Origin of the sequence: Kribbella sp. NPDC051137, assembly GCF_040682535.1 — a bacterium.
In the GTDB taxonomy this organism is placed as follows: Bacteria; Actinomycetota; Actinomycetes; order Propionibacteriales; family Kribbellaceae; genus Kribbella; species Kribbella karoonensis.
The window spans coordinates 65166-80053 of sequence record NZ_JBFBBI010000004.1 but is presented as its reverse complement, the minus strand read 5'-3'; the positions used below and the strand labels follow the sequence as shown (position 1 = coordinate 80053).

Below are 14888 nucleotides of genomic sequence, written 5' to 3'. Positions count from 1 at the left end.
ATGGACCACGTCGTCCGGACCCGCAACCTGACCAAGCGGTTCGGCCGGCGGACCGCGCTCGACGGCCTCGACCTCGACGTACCGCCGGGCGAGGTGCTCGGGTACCTCGGCCCGAACGGCGCCGGCAAGACCACCACGATCCGGCTGCTCGCGGGGCTGATCCGCCCGACCGCGGGATCGGCGGTCGTCTTCGGCTTCGACGCCGCCGACCAGTACGACGCACTGCAACGGCGGATCGGGTACCTTCCCGGGGACTTCGTCGCCTACCCCGACCTCACCGGCACGCAGTACCTCGACTACTTCGCGCACCTGTACGGCGGCGTCGAGCGGTCCCGGATCGACCTGCTCGCGAAGCGTTTCGACCTCGACCTCGGGGTCCGGATCGGCACGCTGTCGCGGGGCAACCGGCAGAAGGTCGGCATCGTGCAGGCGTTCATGCACGACCCGGACCTGCTGATCCTGGACGAGCGGACGACCGGGCTGGACCCGTTGATGCAGCGCGAGTTCCGTGAGCTGCTGCGGGAGACCCGGGACGCCGGGCGGACCGTGTTCCTGTCCTCGCACGTCCTGTCCGAGGTCGACGCGGTCGCGGACCGGGTCGCGATCCTGCGCGCCGGCCGGCTGGTCACGGTCCAGTCCGTGCAGGCGTTGCGGGCCACCGCCCGTCGCCGGCTCGACCTGACGTTCGCCGGTGCGCCGCCCGTCGACCGGATGCGCGCCGTACCGGGCGTCCAGGAGCTGTCGGTCGACGGTCACACCGCCCACCTCGTGATCAGCGGGTCGACGGCCGGGCTGCTCAGGGCGGCCGCGCCGTACGAGGTCACGAACGTCCTCAGCCACGAGGCCGACCTCGAAACCGTGTTCCTCGACTACTACAACGGGTGAGCGCCATGTTTCGCACCATCTACCTGAAGTCGCTGTACGACGCCCGCCGCGGCCTGCTCGGGTGGTCGATCGCCATCGCGGTGCTGGTCCTGCTGGAGTCCGCGCTCTGGCCGTCGATCCGCGACATGCCGAACCTGCAACAGCTGTACCAGTCGTTGCCCGCCGAGTTGCGGAAGTTCTTCAACCTCGACGCGATGACCACCGGCGCCGGTTTCCTCAATGCCGAGCTCTTCACACTGCTGCTGCCCGCCTTGTTCCTCGTCTACGCCGTCGGGCACGGTGCCCGGGCGATCGCCGGCGAGGAAGAACGCGGCACGCTCGAACTGTTGCTCGTCACCCCGGTCTCCGGGTCCCGGGTCGTCGTCGAGAAGGCGCTCGCCCTCGCGTCGTCGGTAGCCGTGCTCGGACTCGCCCTGTTCGCCGCCACCGCGCTCGGCAGCCAGATCTTCGGGCTCGGGATCAGCGTCTCCGCCGCGGCGAGTGGCGCGCTCGCGATGACGTTGCTGGGCCTCGAGTTCGGCGTACTCGCCCTGGCCGTCGGCGCACTGACCGGCCGGCGTACCACCGCCGTCGCCGTCTCGGCGACCGCCGCCATTGCGGGGTACGTCGTCTACGCGGCCGGGCTGATGGTTCCGCGCTTCGCGTCCTGGCAGCCCTACTCCCCCATCCACCAGGCGTTCCACGGCGGCCCGCTCGGCGCCGGCCTGGAACTCAGCTATCTCTGGCTCCTCGCGGGCACGACCCTGCTCGTGGCCCTCGCACTCCCCGCCCTGGACGGCCGCGACATCTCCACCGCGAGGTGAGCATGGCCACAGTTCCCCGCCGCGACCTCGCCGCCACGATTCCCGTGGCAGCTCTGGTCGCTGCCTACCTGGTGTTTCTTGCCGACAGCAACTTCATCTCCGGGCGCGGGATCAGTGCCGTCGCCCTCATCCTCACCGGCGCGACCGTCCTACTGCTCACCGACGACAGCACGACCTGGCTCACGCCGGTACTCGCCGTCCCGGCGGTCGTGTGTGCCGCGTTCCCGGTCATCCTGCTGCTCACGATCTCGATCGCCACCACCGTCACCCTGTGGACGATCGAACTCGCCGAGCGCAGCACGTTCGCACCGGACCGCCGAGGTGCTACGAGGATGACGCCGACGGGACCGGGCCGTCGGCACTAGTAGAAGACCCCTCCGGGGGTGCGGGTGGTGTCGTCGGTCATCCAGGTCAGTTCGTTGCGTACGGCCACGACACCGTCCACGCCGCGGACGAGCTGGTCGGCGAACGCGACCGTGCTCCGTCGCTCCACCTGCCCCGTCAGCGTCACCACGCCTTCCTGTACGGCGACCTGAACGGCCTGCGGGTCGTCCCACAGGTGGCGGTCGACGACGTCGCGGTGCACGCGGGCCAGGATCTCCTGGTCGGAGGCGACGTACGCGCTGAGCAGATCGGAGCGGGTCACGATGCCGGCGAGCTTGTCGCCGTCCATCACGACCAGCCGGGTGAGGCCGCGGGCCGCCATCAGCCGGGCGGCCTCGTCCAGCGTGCAGCCGCCCTCGATCGTGACCGCGGGACTCGTCATCAGCTGCCCGGCAGTCAGCGCGTCTGCCTTGGCGCGTGCCTTGCGGTGCAACCGGCCCGGACGCTGCTTCTTCTCCTTGTACAGCAGGTCCGTCTCGGACACCACGCCGGCGATCCAGCCGTGCGTACCGCGGACCGGTACCGCGCTGATGTGATGCTCGGCGAGAACTGCGGCGACGGCCTTGAACGGCGTGTCCTCGGCGACTGTGACGACGTCCTTCGTCATCACGTCGGAAACCACCAGGAAGTGGCGCATCATGACTCCTTGTGTCGGCAAACGATCACTACAGGTGAATCCGCGTGGTGCAGCAGGCTCTGGCTGACAGAGCCGAGCAGCAGACCCTTGACGCCGCCGCGGCCACGCGACCCGACAACCGTCAACGAGGCCGTCTCCGAGAGCTTGATCAACTGCGCACGGGCCCGGCCCTCCCGGACCTCCGCACGCACCCGCACCGTCGGGTGCTTGTCCCGGTACGGCGCGAGGCTCTCGGCCAGCCAGTTCTCCAGCAACTGCCCGGTGGTGGCGACCGACGCCGCGTACTCCGGCTGCGGCTGCCAGCAGTACACGACCTGGAGCGGGTCGCCGGTGCGCTCGGCCTGCTCGAACGCGAAGTCCACCGCGTCCTCGGAGTCCGGTGAACCGTCGGTCCCCACCACGATCGGGCCGGTCCGGAGTTCACCGCGCACCACGGCCACCGGGCAGGGTGCCTTGGCCGTGACCGCGGTGGCCACGGAGCCGAGCAGCGCCGCCGACATCTTGTTCGGCGACCTGGTCCCGACCACCACCAGCTCGGCGTCGGCGGCCTCCTTCAGGATCGCGCGGGCCGGGTCCATGTCCACCAGCACGCCGCACACCCGGCCGTCTCCGAGCCGGTCCCGGGCCACCTGCTCCGACTCGTCCAGCTCCTCCTGGAACTTGTCCAGCACCATCGGGGGCGGCACGTACCCGGCCATCCCGATCGCCGGCCACCGGTCCAGATCGTTCTGGTAGGCCCGCACCACCCGAACCGCGAGCCCCCGTCGCTCAGCGACGTGCACGGCCCAGCGCAAGGCGGTCCGGCTCTCCGGCGAGCCGTCGACACCGACGAGGATGTGTTCCTTCATCACCGGTAGGTTCCCTTCAGTCGCTGGGATGCTGGACGAGGATCTCCTTCAGGCCGTCGACGAACGCGAGCGACTCGTCGTACCCGCGCTGCCAGACGTTGCGGCCGAAGATCAGGCCCAGGCCGCCGGCGTCCATCGCCTGCTCGGCCTTGCGGTACATCGCGTCGTCACCGGCCCGCTCGCCACCGGACACCAGCACGAGCGTGCGGTTCGCCGACCGGACGACGCCGTCGATCGCCTGCTGCGGGGAGAAGATCTCCTCGTACGGCGGTTTGACGTTGTCCCGTTTCGCCGGCTGCGGGAAGTTCACCTTCACCACGTCCGCGCCCAGCTCACTGGCCACCCGGGCCGCGTAGTCGACGGCGTAGAACGAGTCCTTCCCGCCCTTCGCCTCGATCGCCGAGCCGCGCGGGTAGGCCCACACGATCAACGGCATCCCGAGCCGCTCCGCGTCCGCGCGGATCGTCCGGTACTGCGTGAAGTCCGTCTCCTGCGCGGGCGATCCGACGTACAGCGTGTAGCCGACCGCGTCGGCGCCCAGCCGTACGGCGTCCTCGACGCTCGCGTGCACCGGCGACAACGCCGCGGCGTCCGGCGGGATGTCGGTCTTGCCGTTCAGCTTCAGGATCAGCGGGATCTCACCGGCGTACTCCCAGAAGAACTTCTCGGCCAGCCCGATCTGTAGGACCACGCCGTTGAACTCGCCGGCTTTGGCGAGCGACATGATGTACCGCGGGTCCGAGGACGCCGGGTTCGCGAAGAAGTCCCGCGGCCCGTGCTCGAGTCCCTGGTCGTACGGCAGGAACAATGCCGTCCCGTTCCTGAGCCCGTGGTCGAACAGGATCCGGCGCAGCCGGGCCTTCTTGCCCACACTCAGGCCGAGCTCGTTCAGTGCTGCTCTCTTCTGCATGATCGTCATCTCCCTACTGCCAAATCCGGACCTGTCAGCCAGACGGTCCTCAGTTAGCGTTCGCCTGGTTCTGGATCGCCGTGACCGCGAAGGCCTCGACGCCCTGGTAGTGCCCGCCGGTCGAGGCGACGACCGTGAGCGCCGGGTCCGTCGCGGCGGTGAACGTCACCTGCGCCGACCACGGCTGTCCCGCACCGCCCGCGGCGACACAGCAGAAGGTTCCGAGCCGCGCACCGGTGGAGGTCTGCCGTACGTCGACCCGCACGGCCTCGTCGACACCGGTGATCCGCCCGCCGACGGTCAGCGGCGACCGTGCGACGGCGCCGTACCGCGGCTGCGTCACCGTGAGTCTGCTGTCCCGCGTCCCCACGACCTCCCACGGCGCGTCGCTGCCCTGTCCCAGCCGGGCGAGGTGAACGACCGCGGCGACCGCAGGTTGGTTGTGCTCGGGGCGGTACCCCACCGACACGTAGGCGTCATCACCCTGGACGGAGTGCGACACGATCAGATCGATCTCGTGGAACTGCAGGAACCCGGTGGTGAACGACAGGGCTGTCTGCCCCGCGTCCAGGTGCCAGGGCTGCTTGCCGCCGCTGCGATAGGCCTGCTGCCAGCCGGCCGCGTCGGCCTCGGAGGTGAACGGCCAGAGCGGCTGGTACGGGAACGTGCGATGGGCCGGGGTACTCGTGGTCGGCTTCGGGTTCGTCGTGACCGTGACTGTCGGGCCGGGTTGCGTGACCGTGGCGCCGGGTGTCGGCGACGTACCGGACGGCTGACCGGAGTCGTTGACCAGGACAACCATCGTCACCGCCAGCGCGATGATCGCCAGCACGGCGATCGCGATCGCCCACCGGGCCCGCACGTCGGCGACATGCCGCTCCGGGGGCCGTCCGGAGCTGTTCTCAGTCATCTTCCTGCTCCTCCTCCGATGCGGTGACAACGGCGACCTTCGCGTGCCGCCGGGACCGCGGGCGTTCGCGGAGATCGGTCAGCCGGCGACGGAGACGGTCGGCGGCGTCGTCGACGGCCGCGGTCAGTGACGCGGCGGCAGCGTGCACGTGAACGGGCGCGCCGGCGACCTCAGCCTCGGCCTCGATCACGGCCGGTTCCTCGTTGGCCGGATTGCCGACGACGGTCAGTACGACGTGGATCTGGTCGACGGCAGGTGTCCGGCTGACGGCGTGCCGGATCTTCTCCAGCGCGTAACCGGCAGCCTCTTCGGGAACCTCACCTCGCACCGTGACCTGAACGTTCGTCATGTCTTCCCCTCCCCTTCGCTACGTAGACCGCGGCGGTCACCAGCAACGCGCCCACCGCCAGCAGCACCAGCGGTGCCGCCAACCTCCCCGGGAACCACTCAGTGACCACCGTGGGCAGGATGTTCAGCGCGCCGAGCGCACCGACCCCGAGCAGCAGCAAGTCACGAATGACCACGGCGACCACGACGACCGCTACGAGAGTGCAGATCGCGAGCACGTTGCCGGCGTCGGCAGGCAGCATCATCAGCGTCCCGATCAAGGCCACAGCCGCCGCGAGAGCCAGTACCGGGCGTCGCGGTGTGACGATCGCTCGCCAGCCGAGGGCGAACCAGACGACGCCGGTTCCCCAGACAGCCAGCCCGGGTAGTTGCGGGCGGTCGGTCAACTGGGCGACCGCCGTACTCGCGACCAACGATGTCAAGATCACGAACGCTGCCTGCTGCGCAAGCACCGGTAACCGCCACCAGAGCACAGCTGCCAGGACAGCAGCTCCCGAACTCGCCACCAACCCGACCGCGGGTCCGTCGAGCTTCAGCGGCCGGTCGGCAAACAGTGCGAAGAACGCGCCGGTGCCCGCCGTGGCGAGCAGCCAAAGAACGGACCGCAACCGGGCCCTGCGCGCGGTGTGAGGTCCGGGAACGCCGAAACCCGCCAGAACCAAGGCAACAGCGGCCCCGCCGACCACGCCCAGCTGGGCGCCCGTCGACAGCGACTGCCAGTTCCGCGCAGCGATCAGCCCGACGGCGACCAGGACGATCACTCCACCGAGGTACGCAAGCGCCTCCGCGACCACCGGCGTACGCCGGGGTCCTCTGGGTTCCTCCGGGGACCCGGTCAGGCCGAGGTAGGCGCGCATCCGGTCGGCCTGCTCAGCGGTGATCAGACCGTCGGCCACCCAGCCGTCGATCAATTGCGGCAGCGCCGGCCGCTCATCGGTGGAGACCCTCATACCTCCACGGTCGGCCGCCGCCCGGACCCCCGGCAGGGCCGAACGTCCTGTCCCCACCAGGGCCGACCGGCTCAGCGCACTACGGCGACCGGGCAGGTGGCGTGGCGGAGGATCGCGCGGCTGACCGAGCCGAGCAGCAGGCTCCGGAGCAGGCCGAGCCCGTGGGAGCCTACGACCAGCAGGGAAGCGTCGCGCGACTCGTCCACCAGGACCTTCGCGGCGAGGCCGTGGACGAGCTTCTCGGTGGTCTTCACGTCGGGATGATCGACGGCCTGGCCCGCGACCGCCGCACCGAGAACGGCGCCACTGTCCTCTTCCAGGGCGTCCAGGTCGGACACCGGGAAGAGCATGTCGCCAGGCCCCGTGCTCTGCGGGTCGTGCCACGCGAGCACGGCTCTGACCCCCACTCCCGCGGCCTCGGCCAGCCGGAACCCGAACTCGACCGCGCTGCTGCTGTACGCCGATCCGTCGACGCCGACGACGACGTCGCCGGGGCGCGCCGACCAGCCCGTCGGTACGACGACGACCGGGCACGCCGCGTGGGTCGCGAGGTGCGTCATCACCGAGCCCGCGATTTCCTCGCGCACCTCCCCCAGTCCTCGCGACCCGAGGACCAGCATCAGCGCCCCGGCGCCTTCCCGTGACAGGATCGGCACCGGATCGCCGATCGCCACATCGGCCTCGATCGCCACCTCCGGGTAGTCCGCCCGGAGATGCCGGCAAGCCTTCTCCAGCAGCCGCTCGGCGGCATGACCGAGCACGTCCCGTCCGACCAGCACCGAGGTGCCGCTCGTACTGCGCATCACCGGCCACGGCATCACGTGAACCATCCGGACGCGCCGCCCGAGGCGCTGCGCCGTACCTGCGGCCCAGCGCGCCGCGGCGTCGCTCGCGGACGAACCGTCGTACCCGACCACGATCGGTGGACGGTCCAACGGCCGTACCGTGCCGGGCTCGTCCACGGCGGCTCCCCTTGGCTGCGTGTATTCCGTTTCGATCGTGCGACTCGTACCGTGGAGTGCAGCAGGGACCAACGGCCCTGTTTCAGGGCCCAACGGACCTGCCCCCCGCCCGTGGCCAGCTGTCAGCCTGAGGCTTGCTAGTCCCAAGGGGGGATCATGAACGCAACATTCGAGTTCGCGCTGCCGCTGCGGCCGGGCACTCCGATTCCGGTCCGTACGTCGGGGATCGTGCCGACCGACGCAGCGGCGGTGATCCACGACCATCTGGCGCCGATTCTCGGGGCGCTGGGGCCGCACAGCCGGGTGCGGCTCACCCGGCTGCCGGAACCCGGCCTGCGGAGACCGCTCGTAGCCCAGGTCGACGTACAGCTGCCCGCCGGCCGGCGCGTCCGCGCACAGGTGGCCGCCGCGACGATGTCCGGCCTGGTCGAACTGCTCGCGGCCCGCACGATCGCCCAGTTGCAGCTGTTTCCGGACGCCCTGGCCGAGTGCCTGCGGGACCGGTTCACCGAGTTCCCACCGGTACCGCCGGAGCTGTTGCCGCCCGAGCGGCGCAAGGTCGCCCGTCAGAAGGCCTGTGTTCCGGCCGCGATGACCGTGGCGGAGGCGATCGTGGTGCTCGAGGCGATGGACTACCGCTTCCACCTGTTCCAGGAGCGGTACAGCCGCCAGGACAGCATCGTGCTCCGGACCGGGCCACGCCGGTACCGGGTCGTCCAGACCCGCCCGAACCCGATCGGCCTCGAGGTCACCACGCCTCCGATCACGCTGACCGCCGCCGACCGCTGCAGCCTCGCGATCGCGGCCGGACACCTCGACCTGACCGGAGTCCCGTTCGTACTCTTCAGCAACAAGCAGGTCAACCGGCTGCAAGCCCTCTACACCCGGTACGACGGCCACTACGGCCTGCTCGGCCGCGCCTGAGTGCTCACGAGCGTTCGCGGATCATCGTGATGGCTCCGCTCGGGCACTCCGCGGCGCAGAGCCCGCAGCCCTTGCAGAAGTCCAGGTCGATCTCGTAGCCCTGTCCTGGCCCGAGCTTGATGATCGCGTTGTCGGGGCACACGCCGAAGCAGTTGTCGCACTCGAGGCAGTTGCCGCAGGACATGCAGCGCCGCGCCTCGAACAGCGCGTTCTCCGCGGTCAGCCCACCGGTCACCTCGTCGAACGTCGTGATCCGGCGCGCGACGTCGAGTTGCGGCCGGAGCGTGGCCGGCGCGTCCGCGTAGTACCAGGTGTTCAGACGGTCGTACGACGCGGGCTCGGGCCGGTCCGGGTGGACGTACGCCGTACCGCGCAGCCAGGCGTCGATGTTCCGGGCGGCCTGTTTGCCGTGGCCGACCGCGACCGTGACCGTGCGCTCACCCGGGACCATGTCGCCGCCGGCGAACAGTCCGGCGTAGCCGGTCATCATCGCGCCGTCGACCTGCACCACCCCGTCGGCGACCTCCACGCCGGGCAGCCCGTCCACCAGCGCGAGGTCCGCCTGCTGGCCTAGCGCGAGCACCACCGCGTCGGCGTCGAGGTCCTCGAACTCGCCGGTCGGCTGCGGGAACCCGGTCTCGTCCAGCCGCATCTTCTCGATCCGCACCCGGTCCTCGCCGGCGTACACGATCGTCGACAGCCAGCGCATCCGGACGCCCTCGTCCAGCGCTTCGCGGACCTCGATCTCGTGCGCCGGCATCCGCTCCCGGGTCCGCCGGTACACCACGACCGCGTCCGAGGCCCCGAGCCGGCGCGCGGTCCGGGCGACGTCCATCGCGGTGTTGCCGCCGCCGTACACCGCGACCCGGCGGCCGAGCAGCGGCTGCTCGCCCTTCTCCAGGCCGGCCAGCAGCGAGACCGCGTCCACGATCCGCGCCGAGTCCCCGGCCGGGATGTCCGCCCGGCGTCCCACGTGCGCACCGACGGCGAGGAAGACCGCGTCGAACTCCGCGAGCGCAGTGTCGAGCGACCTGACCGGCGTACCGAGTTCCAGCCGGACACCGAGGTCGGCGATCCGCCGGATCTCGGCGTCGACCACGTCCCGCGGCAGCCGGTACGACGGGATGCCGTAGCGCATCATGCCGCCGGCCAGCGGCGAGTCGTCCCGGACCGTCACCCGATGCCCGCGGAGCGCCAGGTGGTACGCCGCCGACAGTCCGGACGGGCCGGCGCCGACGATCAGCACGCTCTTGCCGCTCGGCTCCGCCTCGACAGTCACCGACCAGCCCTGCTTGATCGCCTCGTCGCCCAGGAACCGCTCGACCGAGTTGATCCCGACCGGTTCGTCCAGGGTCGCCCGGTTGCAGGCGGTCTCGCACGGCCGGTAACAGGCCCGGCCCATGATCGCCGGGAACGGGTTGTCGGCCATGATCTGCCGCCAGGCCGCCTCGTAGTCGCCTTCCTCGGCGCGGGCCAGCCACTCCTGGACGTTCTCGCCGGCCGGGCAGGCGTCGTTGCACGGCGGCATCCGGTCCAGGTAGACGGGACGCTCGGTCCGCCACGATCCGGTCTTGTTCGCCAGGCTGGACCCGACGTCCAGCGTGATCGCGTAGGGGTGCTTCTCGGGCATCTAGCTCACCGTCAATCCGAAGGTTCGTATGTTGCGGTCCGCCTCGGCCTGGAGTCTGCTGACCACGTCCGCGCGCGGAGTGGCACCGAAACGTCCCTGCATGCTCAGGTAGTCGGCCACCGGGTGCAGCCGGCGAATCGGCGTCACATCGGTCACCTCACCGTCGATCGCCTCGAAGACCGGGAAGATGCCGCTCTCCGTGGCCATCCGGGCCACCTGGATCGTCTTGTCCGACGCCGTACGCCACCCCAGCGGGCACGGCACCAGGACGTGCAGGTACCGCGCGCCGTGGAACTCCATCGCCCGGCCGGCCTTGTACTCCAGGTCCCGCAGGTCGGCGACCGTCGCGGTGGCGACGTACGGGATCCGGTGTGCCATCGCGATCAGCGGCAGGCTCTTGCCCTGCCCGAACGAGTTTCCCGCCGGCGTGGTCGTGGTCACGGCACCGTGCGGTGTCGCCCCGGACCGCTGTACGCCGGTGTTCATGTAGCCGCCGTTGTCGTAGCAGACGTACAGCACGTCGTCGTTGCGCTCGAACATCCCCGACAGGCAGGCCAGGCCGATGTCGACGGTGCCGCCGTCACCGCCCTGCCCGACCACCCGGACGTCGGTCCGTCCTTTCGCCTTGAGCGCGGCGGCGACACCGGTGGCCACCGCCGGAGCGTTGCCGAACAACGAGTGCAGCCACGGCACCCGCCACGACGATTCCGGGAACGGCGTCGAGAAGACCTCCAGGCAACCGGTCGCGTTCACGGTCACCGCTTTGTTGCCGGTGGCACGCATCACCGTGTCGAGAACGTACCTGGCCCCGAGCGCCTCCCCGCAGCCCTGGCAGGCCCGGTGTCCCGTCGTCAATGAGTTCGTCCGGCCGGCGTCCGCCTGGACGGCTCGCTGAGCGGGGTCGAGCAGCCGATTGCCGACCGCGAAGCTCCCGGTCTGGTAGAACTTGATCCGTTGTACTGGCATGTCTACGTCATCTCCCGCTCGACGACATCGCGCTTGAGGTCCAGGAAGGTCAACGGCTCCAGCCGATCCACCCCGGCGAGCAGCTCGCGCAACGACTTCTTCGTGACCGGACGACCGCCCAGACCGGCAACCACCGTGGAGATCCGCGCGCCGGGAACACTCCCCCGGACGTCGGCCGTGACGATCCCGCCCATGCCGGCCGCGACAGCCCGCTCCAGCACGACCACATGGCGCGCGTCGCGGAGCGCCGCCCGCACCGCGTCGTACGGGAACGGACGGAACGTGGTCAGCCCGAGCACTCCGAGGCGCGGGTCCGCCAACTCGTCGACAGTGTCCTTCAGCGTGCCGAGGACCGAGCCGAGGGCGATGACGACGGTCTCCGCACCCTCGCACCCGTACGGCCGGACCAGTCCGCCGGCGCTCCGCGAGAACGACCGCGCGAAGTCGTCCGCCACCCGTGGAATCACGTCGAGGGCGCGCAGATGTTTGGCATGCGCGAGGTAGCGGACCTCCGTGAAAGCATCGGGCCCGACCATCGCGCCGATCGTGACCGGCGCGTCCGGATCGAGCAGCTGCCGCGGCTGGTACGGCGGGAGGAACGCGTCCACCTGCTCCTGCGACGGTACGTCGATCCCCTCGACGGCGTGGGTCAGGACGAACCCGTCCATGCACACCATCACCGGCACCGACAGCTCCTCGGCGATCCGAAACGCCTGGACGTGCAGGTCGGCCGCCTCCTGGTTGCTCTCGGCGTACAGCTGGATCCAGCCGGAGTCGCGCTGCGACATCGAATCGCTCTGGTCGTTCCAGATGTTGATCGGAGCACCGATCGCACGGTTCGCGACCGTCATCACGATCGGCAGTCCGAGCCCGGACGCGTTGTACAGGGCCTCGGCCATGTACAGCAGTCCCTGGCTGGCGGTTGCGGTGTACGCCCGCGCGCCGGCCGCCGACGCGCCGATCGCGACCGACATCGCGCCGAACTCCGACTCGACGTTGACGAACTCGCACGGCGCCAGCTCGCCGGACGCGACCAGCACGCTCAGCGCCTCGACGATGTGCGTCTGCGGCGAGATCGGGTACGCACACACGACCTCCGGCCGGCAGTGCGCCACCGTCTGCGCGACCGCCCGCGAACCCTCAATCTGCGAACGCATGCCGAGCCTCCTCATAGGCATGGCGAACGGCTGCAACGTTGCCATCAGCAACAGCTCCGGCGAACCGCTCCCGGACAGCCGCGACCACGGACTCGAGTCCCACCTGACCGGTGAACGCGGCGAACGCACCCAGCAGTACGGCGCCCGGCAACGCCCGGCCCAGATGCGTCAAGGCCAACTCCGTCGCCGGAACACACAGCACCCGGCCGGACACTTCCAGCCCGAGCTCACCCAGCGGCCGCGAGGTGTTGACGAGCAGGTACCCATCCGCGGCCAGGCCCGCGAGGACGTCGGGCTGGTGGAGCAGAGTGGAGTCCTGGACGATCACCGCGTCCGGTGCGGCGACCGGTTCGTGGGAGCGGATCGGGTGGTCGTCGATCCGGCAGAACCCCACCACCGGGGCGCCAGTCCGCTCCGAGCCGAACGTCGGGAACGCCTGCGCGTGCCGTCCCTCGCTGAACGCCGCGACCGAGAGCAGCTCGGCCGTGGTGACCACGCCCTGGCCACCGCGGCCGTGGATCCGGATCTCGAACATCAGCCGTACTGCGGTTCCGGGACGGCGCGTCCGCGGACGCGCAGCACTGTCTCGGACGCAACGGCCGGGCGCACCTCCAGGACGTACAGCCGGCCGGACAGGCCGTCCTTCGCCCACTCCAGTGTCGTCGGGCGGCGGAAGTGCCGGTCCGCCGCCACCGACCAAGAGGCAAGCTCCCGAAGATCGTCGTCGGTCAGCACCCAGCCGGCGCGTTCGTCCGCGGTCGTCGGAACCTCGAGGGTCCCTCGCGGGTCGGCGTACACGGTCTTGAGCTGTTTGGCGCCGCGGTGCCGCACGACCAGCGGGCGGTCGCCGGGATGCACCGAGTACAGGTCGGCGTCCGCGTGGTCGGCCAGACCCCATGAGGCGCGCACCCGGACGAACGTGCTCTCGCGGCGCGCGGTACCGGAGCCGGCCAGGTCGGCGCGCACCATCGGCTGCACGACCACCGGCATCGCGACCCGGAGCTGGTCGATCGCCAGCGCCTCGCGGTTGCCGACCGCAACGGTTCCGTAGAGCGACGCGAAGCATCGCCGGCAGGCCGCCAGGACATCCTGGACGTTGCTCAGATGCAGGAACACGTCGTCCTGCAGGCCGTCCGCGGCCACCCGCGGGCTGCACCGGACCGCGACGTCCGTCCCGTCGCCGCCCAGCTCGGCGTACGCCGCGACGATCTCGTCCACCACCGCGGGCGGCAGCCACGCGTCCCGGAACGCGGAACGGATCTCGGCCGCGGCCACCACCAGGTCCCGGCCGGCGCGGAACCGCCGGAGCGCCTGCGCGATCGTCGGCCCCAGCCGGGAGTCACAGACGAACTCCCGGTACGCCGACGCCGTCACCGCGAACCCCTCCGGCACCCGGATCCCCTGCTGCGCCAGCTCCGCCAGCCGGGACACCTTCAGGCCGACCTGCGACGGATCGAGCGCTGCCTTGGCCTCGTCCGGATCCACCTCACCGTTCAGCCGGACGACGTACTCGCTGTTCATGGTTCCTCCTAGTGCAGCGATGCCGCGACGAGCTCGGTGAGGTCGACCAGCCGGCTCGTGTAGCCCCACTCGTTGTCGTACCAACCGAAGACCTTGACCAGATGGTTCTGGACCTGGGTGAGGGGCGCGTCGAAGATGCACGACGACGGGTCGCCGACGATGTCGCGGGACACGATCGGATCGGTCGTGTAGCGCAGGATGCCCTTCAACGGCCCGGCCGCGGCCTCGGCGAACGCCTCGTTCACGAGCTCGACCGTGACGGCCTCGTGCAGCTGCACCGACAGGTCGGTGAGCGATCCGTCCTCGACCGGAACCCGGACCGCGACCCCGTCGATCCTCCCGGCGAGCTCGGGGATCACCTGGCCGACCGCGCGGGCCGCGCCCGTGCTCGTCGGAATCAGGTTCGCCGCGCCGGAACGTCCGCGGCGCAGGTCCTTGTGCGGTGAGTCCAGCAGCACCTGGTCGTTCGTGTAGCTGTGGATCGTGGTCATCAGGCCGTGTTCGATCCCGAACGCCCGGTGCAGCACCGACACCATCGGCGCGACGCAGTTCGTCGTGCACGAGGCGTTCGAGATCACGTCGTGGACCGCCGGGTCGTAGGCGTCCTCGTTCACGCCGAGGACGATCGTCGCGTCGACGCCCTTGCCCGGTACGGACAGGATCACCTTGCGGGCGCCCGCCGTCAGGTGCGCGCCGGCCGCCTCCCGGGTACGGAACTTGCCGGTCGACTCGATCACGACGTCCGCGCCGACCGCGCCCCAGTCCAGCTTCGCCGGGTCGCGTTCGGCCGTCGCGCGGAGCGTCTGCCCGGCCACCTTGATCGTGTCGCCGGTGTGCTCGACCTCTTCCTTCAGCGGTCCGTACGTCGAGTCGTAGCGAAGCAGGTGGGCGAGTGTCTCCGGCGGCGCGACGTCGTTGATCGCGACCACCTCGATATCACCGGGTCCGCGTCCGAGCACACACCGCAGATAGTCCCGCCCGATCCGCCCGAACCCGTTGATCCCAACCCGTACGCTCATGATCCGTCCCTCATGTCGGTGATGTCCCTCGTAG

General features: G+C 70.4%; 17 protein-coding genes. 4 read left to right on the top strand and 13 right to left on the bottom strand.

Going from position 1 to position 14888, the window contains the following annotated elements:
* The 3 genes from AB0M51_RS21460 to AB0M51_RS21450 are packed head-to-tail and all read left to right on the top strand — an operon-like array spanning window position 1 to window position 2053.
* Entirely contained in the window at window positions 1-885 is an 885-nt protein-coding gene (locus tag AB0M51_RS21460) for an ABC transporter ATP-binding protein (protein WP_363749989.1), read from the top strand.
* Window positions 886-890: 5 nt separating this feature from the next.
* Window positions 891-1688 carry an ABC transporter permease subunit gene (locus AB0M51_RS21455; protein WP_344196198.1) on the top strand — a complete coding sequence of 266 codons (798 nt, stop codon included), beginning with the start codon at window positions 891-893 and terminating at the stop codon, window positions 1686-1688.
* 2 nt (window positions 1689-1690) lie between these two features.
* Window positions 1691-2053 (top strand): hypothetical protein, encoded by a 363-nt coding sequence (locus AB0M51_RS21450; RefSeq protein WP_344196200.1) that lies wholly within the window; start codon window positions 1691-1693, stop codon window positions 2051-2053.
* Here the strand turns inward: AB0M51_RS21450 and AB0M51_RS21445 are convergent.
* The 7 genes from AB0M51_RS21445 to AB0M51_RS21415 form a co-directional block, all read right to left on the bottom strand.
* Window positions 2050-2709, bottom strand: a complete 660-nt coding sequence (locus tag AB0M51_RS21445) for a CBS domain-containing protein (RefSeq protein ID WP_344196202.1) — start codon at window positions 2707-2709, stop codon at window positions 2050-2052. The genes AB0M51_RS21450 and AB0M51_RS21445 overlap by 4 nt on opposite strands.
* Window positions 2709-3557, bottom strand: a complete 849-nt coding sequence (locus tag AB0M51_RS21440; RefSeq protein WP_344196204.1) for a universal stress protein — start codon at window positions 3555-3557, stop codon at window positions 2709-2711. The genes AB0M51_RS21445 and AB0M51_RS21440 overlap by 1 nt, the downstream gene beginning before the upstream one ends.
* Window positions 3558-3573: 16 nt before the next feature.
* Window positions 3574-4467, bottom strand: a complete 894-nt coding sequence (locus AB0M51_RS21435) for a fructose-bisphosphate aldolase (RefSeq protein WP_344196206.1) — start codon at window positions 4465-4467, stop codon at window positions 3574-3576.
* 49 nt (window positions 4468-4516) lie between these two features.
* The gene (locus AB0M51_RS21430) at window positions 4517-5377 is read right to left on the bottom strand and encodes a hypothetical protein (RefSeq protein WP_344196208.1); all 861 of its coding nucleotides are present in this window, start codon (window positions 5375-5377) and stop codon (window positions 4517-4519) included.
* Entirely contained in the window at window positions 5370-5726 is a 357-nt protein-coding gene (locus tag AB0M51_RS21425; RefSeq protein ID WP_344196210.1) for an HPF/RaiA family ribosome-associated protein, read from the bottom strand. Before AB0M51_RS21425 ends, AB0M51_RS21430 begins: the two co-directional genes overlap by 8 nt.
* Window positions 5695-6675, bottom strand: coding sequence for a DUF2157 domain-containing protein (locus tag AB0M51_RS21420; RefSeq protein ID WP_344196212.1), 981 nt, complete (start codon window positions 6673-6675; stop codon window positions 5695-5697). Before AB0M51_RS21420 ends, AB0M51_RS21425 begins: the two co-directional genes overlap by 32 nt.
* A gap of 71 nt (window positions 6676-6746) precedes the next feature.
* On the bottom strand, window positions 6747-7637 hold the full coding sequence (locus AB0M51_RS21415) for a universal stress protein (RefSeq protein ID WP_344196214.1): 891 nt from the start codon (window positions 7635-7637) through the stop codon (window positions 6747-6749).
* A 156-nt stretch (window positions 7638-7793) separates the two neighbouring features.
* Here AB0M51_RS21415 and AB0M51_RS21410 point away from each other — a divergent pair, with 156 nt between their 5' ends.
* A complete protein-coding gene (locus AB0M51_RS21410; RefSeq protein ID WP_344196216.1) occupies window positions 7794-8561 on the top strand; it encodes a sigma 54 modulation/S30EA ribosomal C-terminal domain-containing protein in 768 nt (255 codons plus the stop codon).
* 4 nt (window positions 8562-8565) lie between these two features.
* Here the strand turns inward: AB0M51_RS21410 and AB0M51_RS21405 are convergent, their stop codons facing one another.
* The 6 genes from AB0M51_RS21405 to gap are packed head-to-tail and all read right to left on the bottom strand — an operon-like array spanning window position 8566 to window position 14854.
* Window positions 8566-10191 carry an NAD(P)-binding protein gene (locus AB0M51_RS21405; RefSeq protein WP_344196218.1) on the bottom strand — a complete coding sequence of 542 codons (1626 nt, stop codon included), beginning with the start codon at window positions 10189-10191 and terminating at the stop codon, window positions 8566-8568.
* Window positions 10192-11157: a thiamine pyrophosphate-dependent enzyme gene (locus AB0M51_RS21400; protein ID WP_344196220.1), complete on the bottom strand. Its 966-nt coding sequence runs from the start codon at window positions 11155-11157 to the stop codon at window positions 10192-10194.
* Between the two features lie 2 nt (window positions 11158-11159).
* Window positions 11160-12314, bottom strand: a complete 1155-nt coding sequence (porA, locus tag AB0M51_RS21395; protein ID WP_344196222.1) for a pyruvate ferredoxin oxidoreductase — start codon at window positions 12312-12314, stop codon at window positions 11160-11162.
* A complete protein-coding gene (locus AB0M51_RS21390) occupies window positions 12298-12849 on the bottom strand; it encodes a 2-oxoacid:acceptor oxidoreductase family protein (protein WP_344196224.1) in 552 nt (183 codons plus the stop codon). The genes porA and AB0M51_RS21390 overlap by 17 nt, the downstream gene beginning before the upstream one ends.
* Complete coding sequence (locus AB0M51_RS21385) at window positions 12849-13835, bottom strand: PEP/pyruvate-binding domain-containing protein (RefSeq protein ID WP_344196226.1); 987 nt, start codon at window positions 13833-13835, stop codon at window positions 12849-12851. Before AB0M51_RS21385 ends, AB0M51_RS21390 begins: the two co-directional genes overlap by 1 nt.
* A gap of 8 nt (window positions 13836-13843) precedes the next feature.
* Window positions 13844-14854: a type I glyceraldehyde-3-phosphate dehydrogenase gene (gap, locus tag AB0M51_RS21380; protein WP_344196228.1), complete on the bottom strand. Its 1011-nt coding sequence runs from the start codon at window positions 14852-14854 to the stop codon at window positions 13844-13846.
* Window positions 14855-14888 lie beyond the last annotated feature (34 nt).

Bases quoted from the DNA above. Each gene is read 5' to 3' on its own strand.
- AB0M51_RS21420 (WP_344196212.1), bottom strand. From the start codon at position 6,675: ATGAGGGTCTCCACCGATGAGCGGCCGGCGCTGCCGCAATTGATCGAC.
- AB0M51_RS21440 (WP_344196204.1), bottom strand. From the start codon at position 3,557: ATGAAGGAACACATCCTCGTCGGTGTCGACGGCTCGCCGGAGAGCCGG.
- AB0M51_RS21435 (WP_344196206.1), bottom strand. From the start codon at position 4,467: ATGCAGAAGAGAGCAGCACTGAACGAGCTCGGCCTGAGTGTGGGCAAG.
- porA (WP_344196222.1), bottom strand. From the start codon at position 12,314: ATGCGTTCGCAGATTGAGGGTTCGCGGGCGGTCGCGCAGACGGTGGCG.
- AB0M51_RS21430 (WP_344196208.1), bottom strand. From the start codon at position 5,377: ATGACTGAGAACAGCTCCGGACGGCCCCCGGAGCGGCATGTCGCCGAC.
- AB0M51_RS21385 (WP_344196226.1), bottom strand. From the start codon at position 13,835: ATGAACAGCGAGTACGTCGTCCGGCTGAACGGTGAGGTGGATCCGGAC.
- AB0M51_RS21405 (WP_344196218.1), bottom strand. From the start codon at position 10,191: ATGCCCGAGAAGCACCCCTACGCGATCACGCTGGACGTCGGGTCCAGC.
- AB0M51_RS21460 (WP_363749989.1), top strand. From the start codon at position 1: ATGGACCACGTCGTCCGGACCCGCAACCTGACCAAGCGGTTCGGCCGG.
- AB0M51_RS21445 (WP_344196202.1), bottom strand. From the start codon at position 2,709: ATGCGCCACTTCCTGGTGGTTTCCGACGTGATGACGAAGGACGTCGTC.
- AB0M51_RS21455 (WP_344196198.1), top strand. From the start codon at position 891: ATGTTTCGCACCATCTACCTGAAGTCGCTGTACGACGCCCGCCGCGGC.
- gap (WP_344196228.1), bottom strand. From the start codon at position 14,854: ATGAGCGTACGGGTTGGGATCAACGGGTTCGGGCGGATCGGGCGGGAC.
- AB0M51_RS21410 (WP_344196216.1), top strand. From the start codon at position 7,794: ATGAACGCAACATTCGAGTTCGCGCTGCCGCTGCGGCCGGGCACTCCG.
- AB0M51_RS21425 (WP_344196210.1), bottom strand. From the start codon at position 5,726: ATGACGAACGTTCAGGTCACGGTGCGAGGTGAGGTTCCCGAAGAGGCT.
- AB0M51_RS21450 (WP_344196200.1), top strand. From the start codon at position 1,691: ATGGCCACAGTTCCCCGCCGCGACCTCGCCGCCACGATTCCCGTGGCA.
- AB0M51_RS21400 (WP_344196220.1), bottom strand. From the start codon at position 11,157: ATGCCAGTACAACGGATCAAGTTCTACCAGACCGGGAGCTTCGCGGTC.
- AB0M51_RS21390 (WP_344196224.1), bottom strand. From the start codon at position 12,849: ATGTTCGAGATCCGGATCCACGGCCGCGGTGGCCAGGGCGTGGTCACC.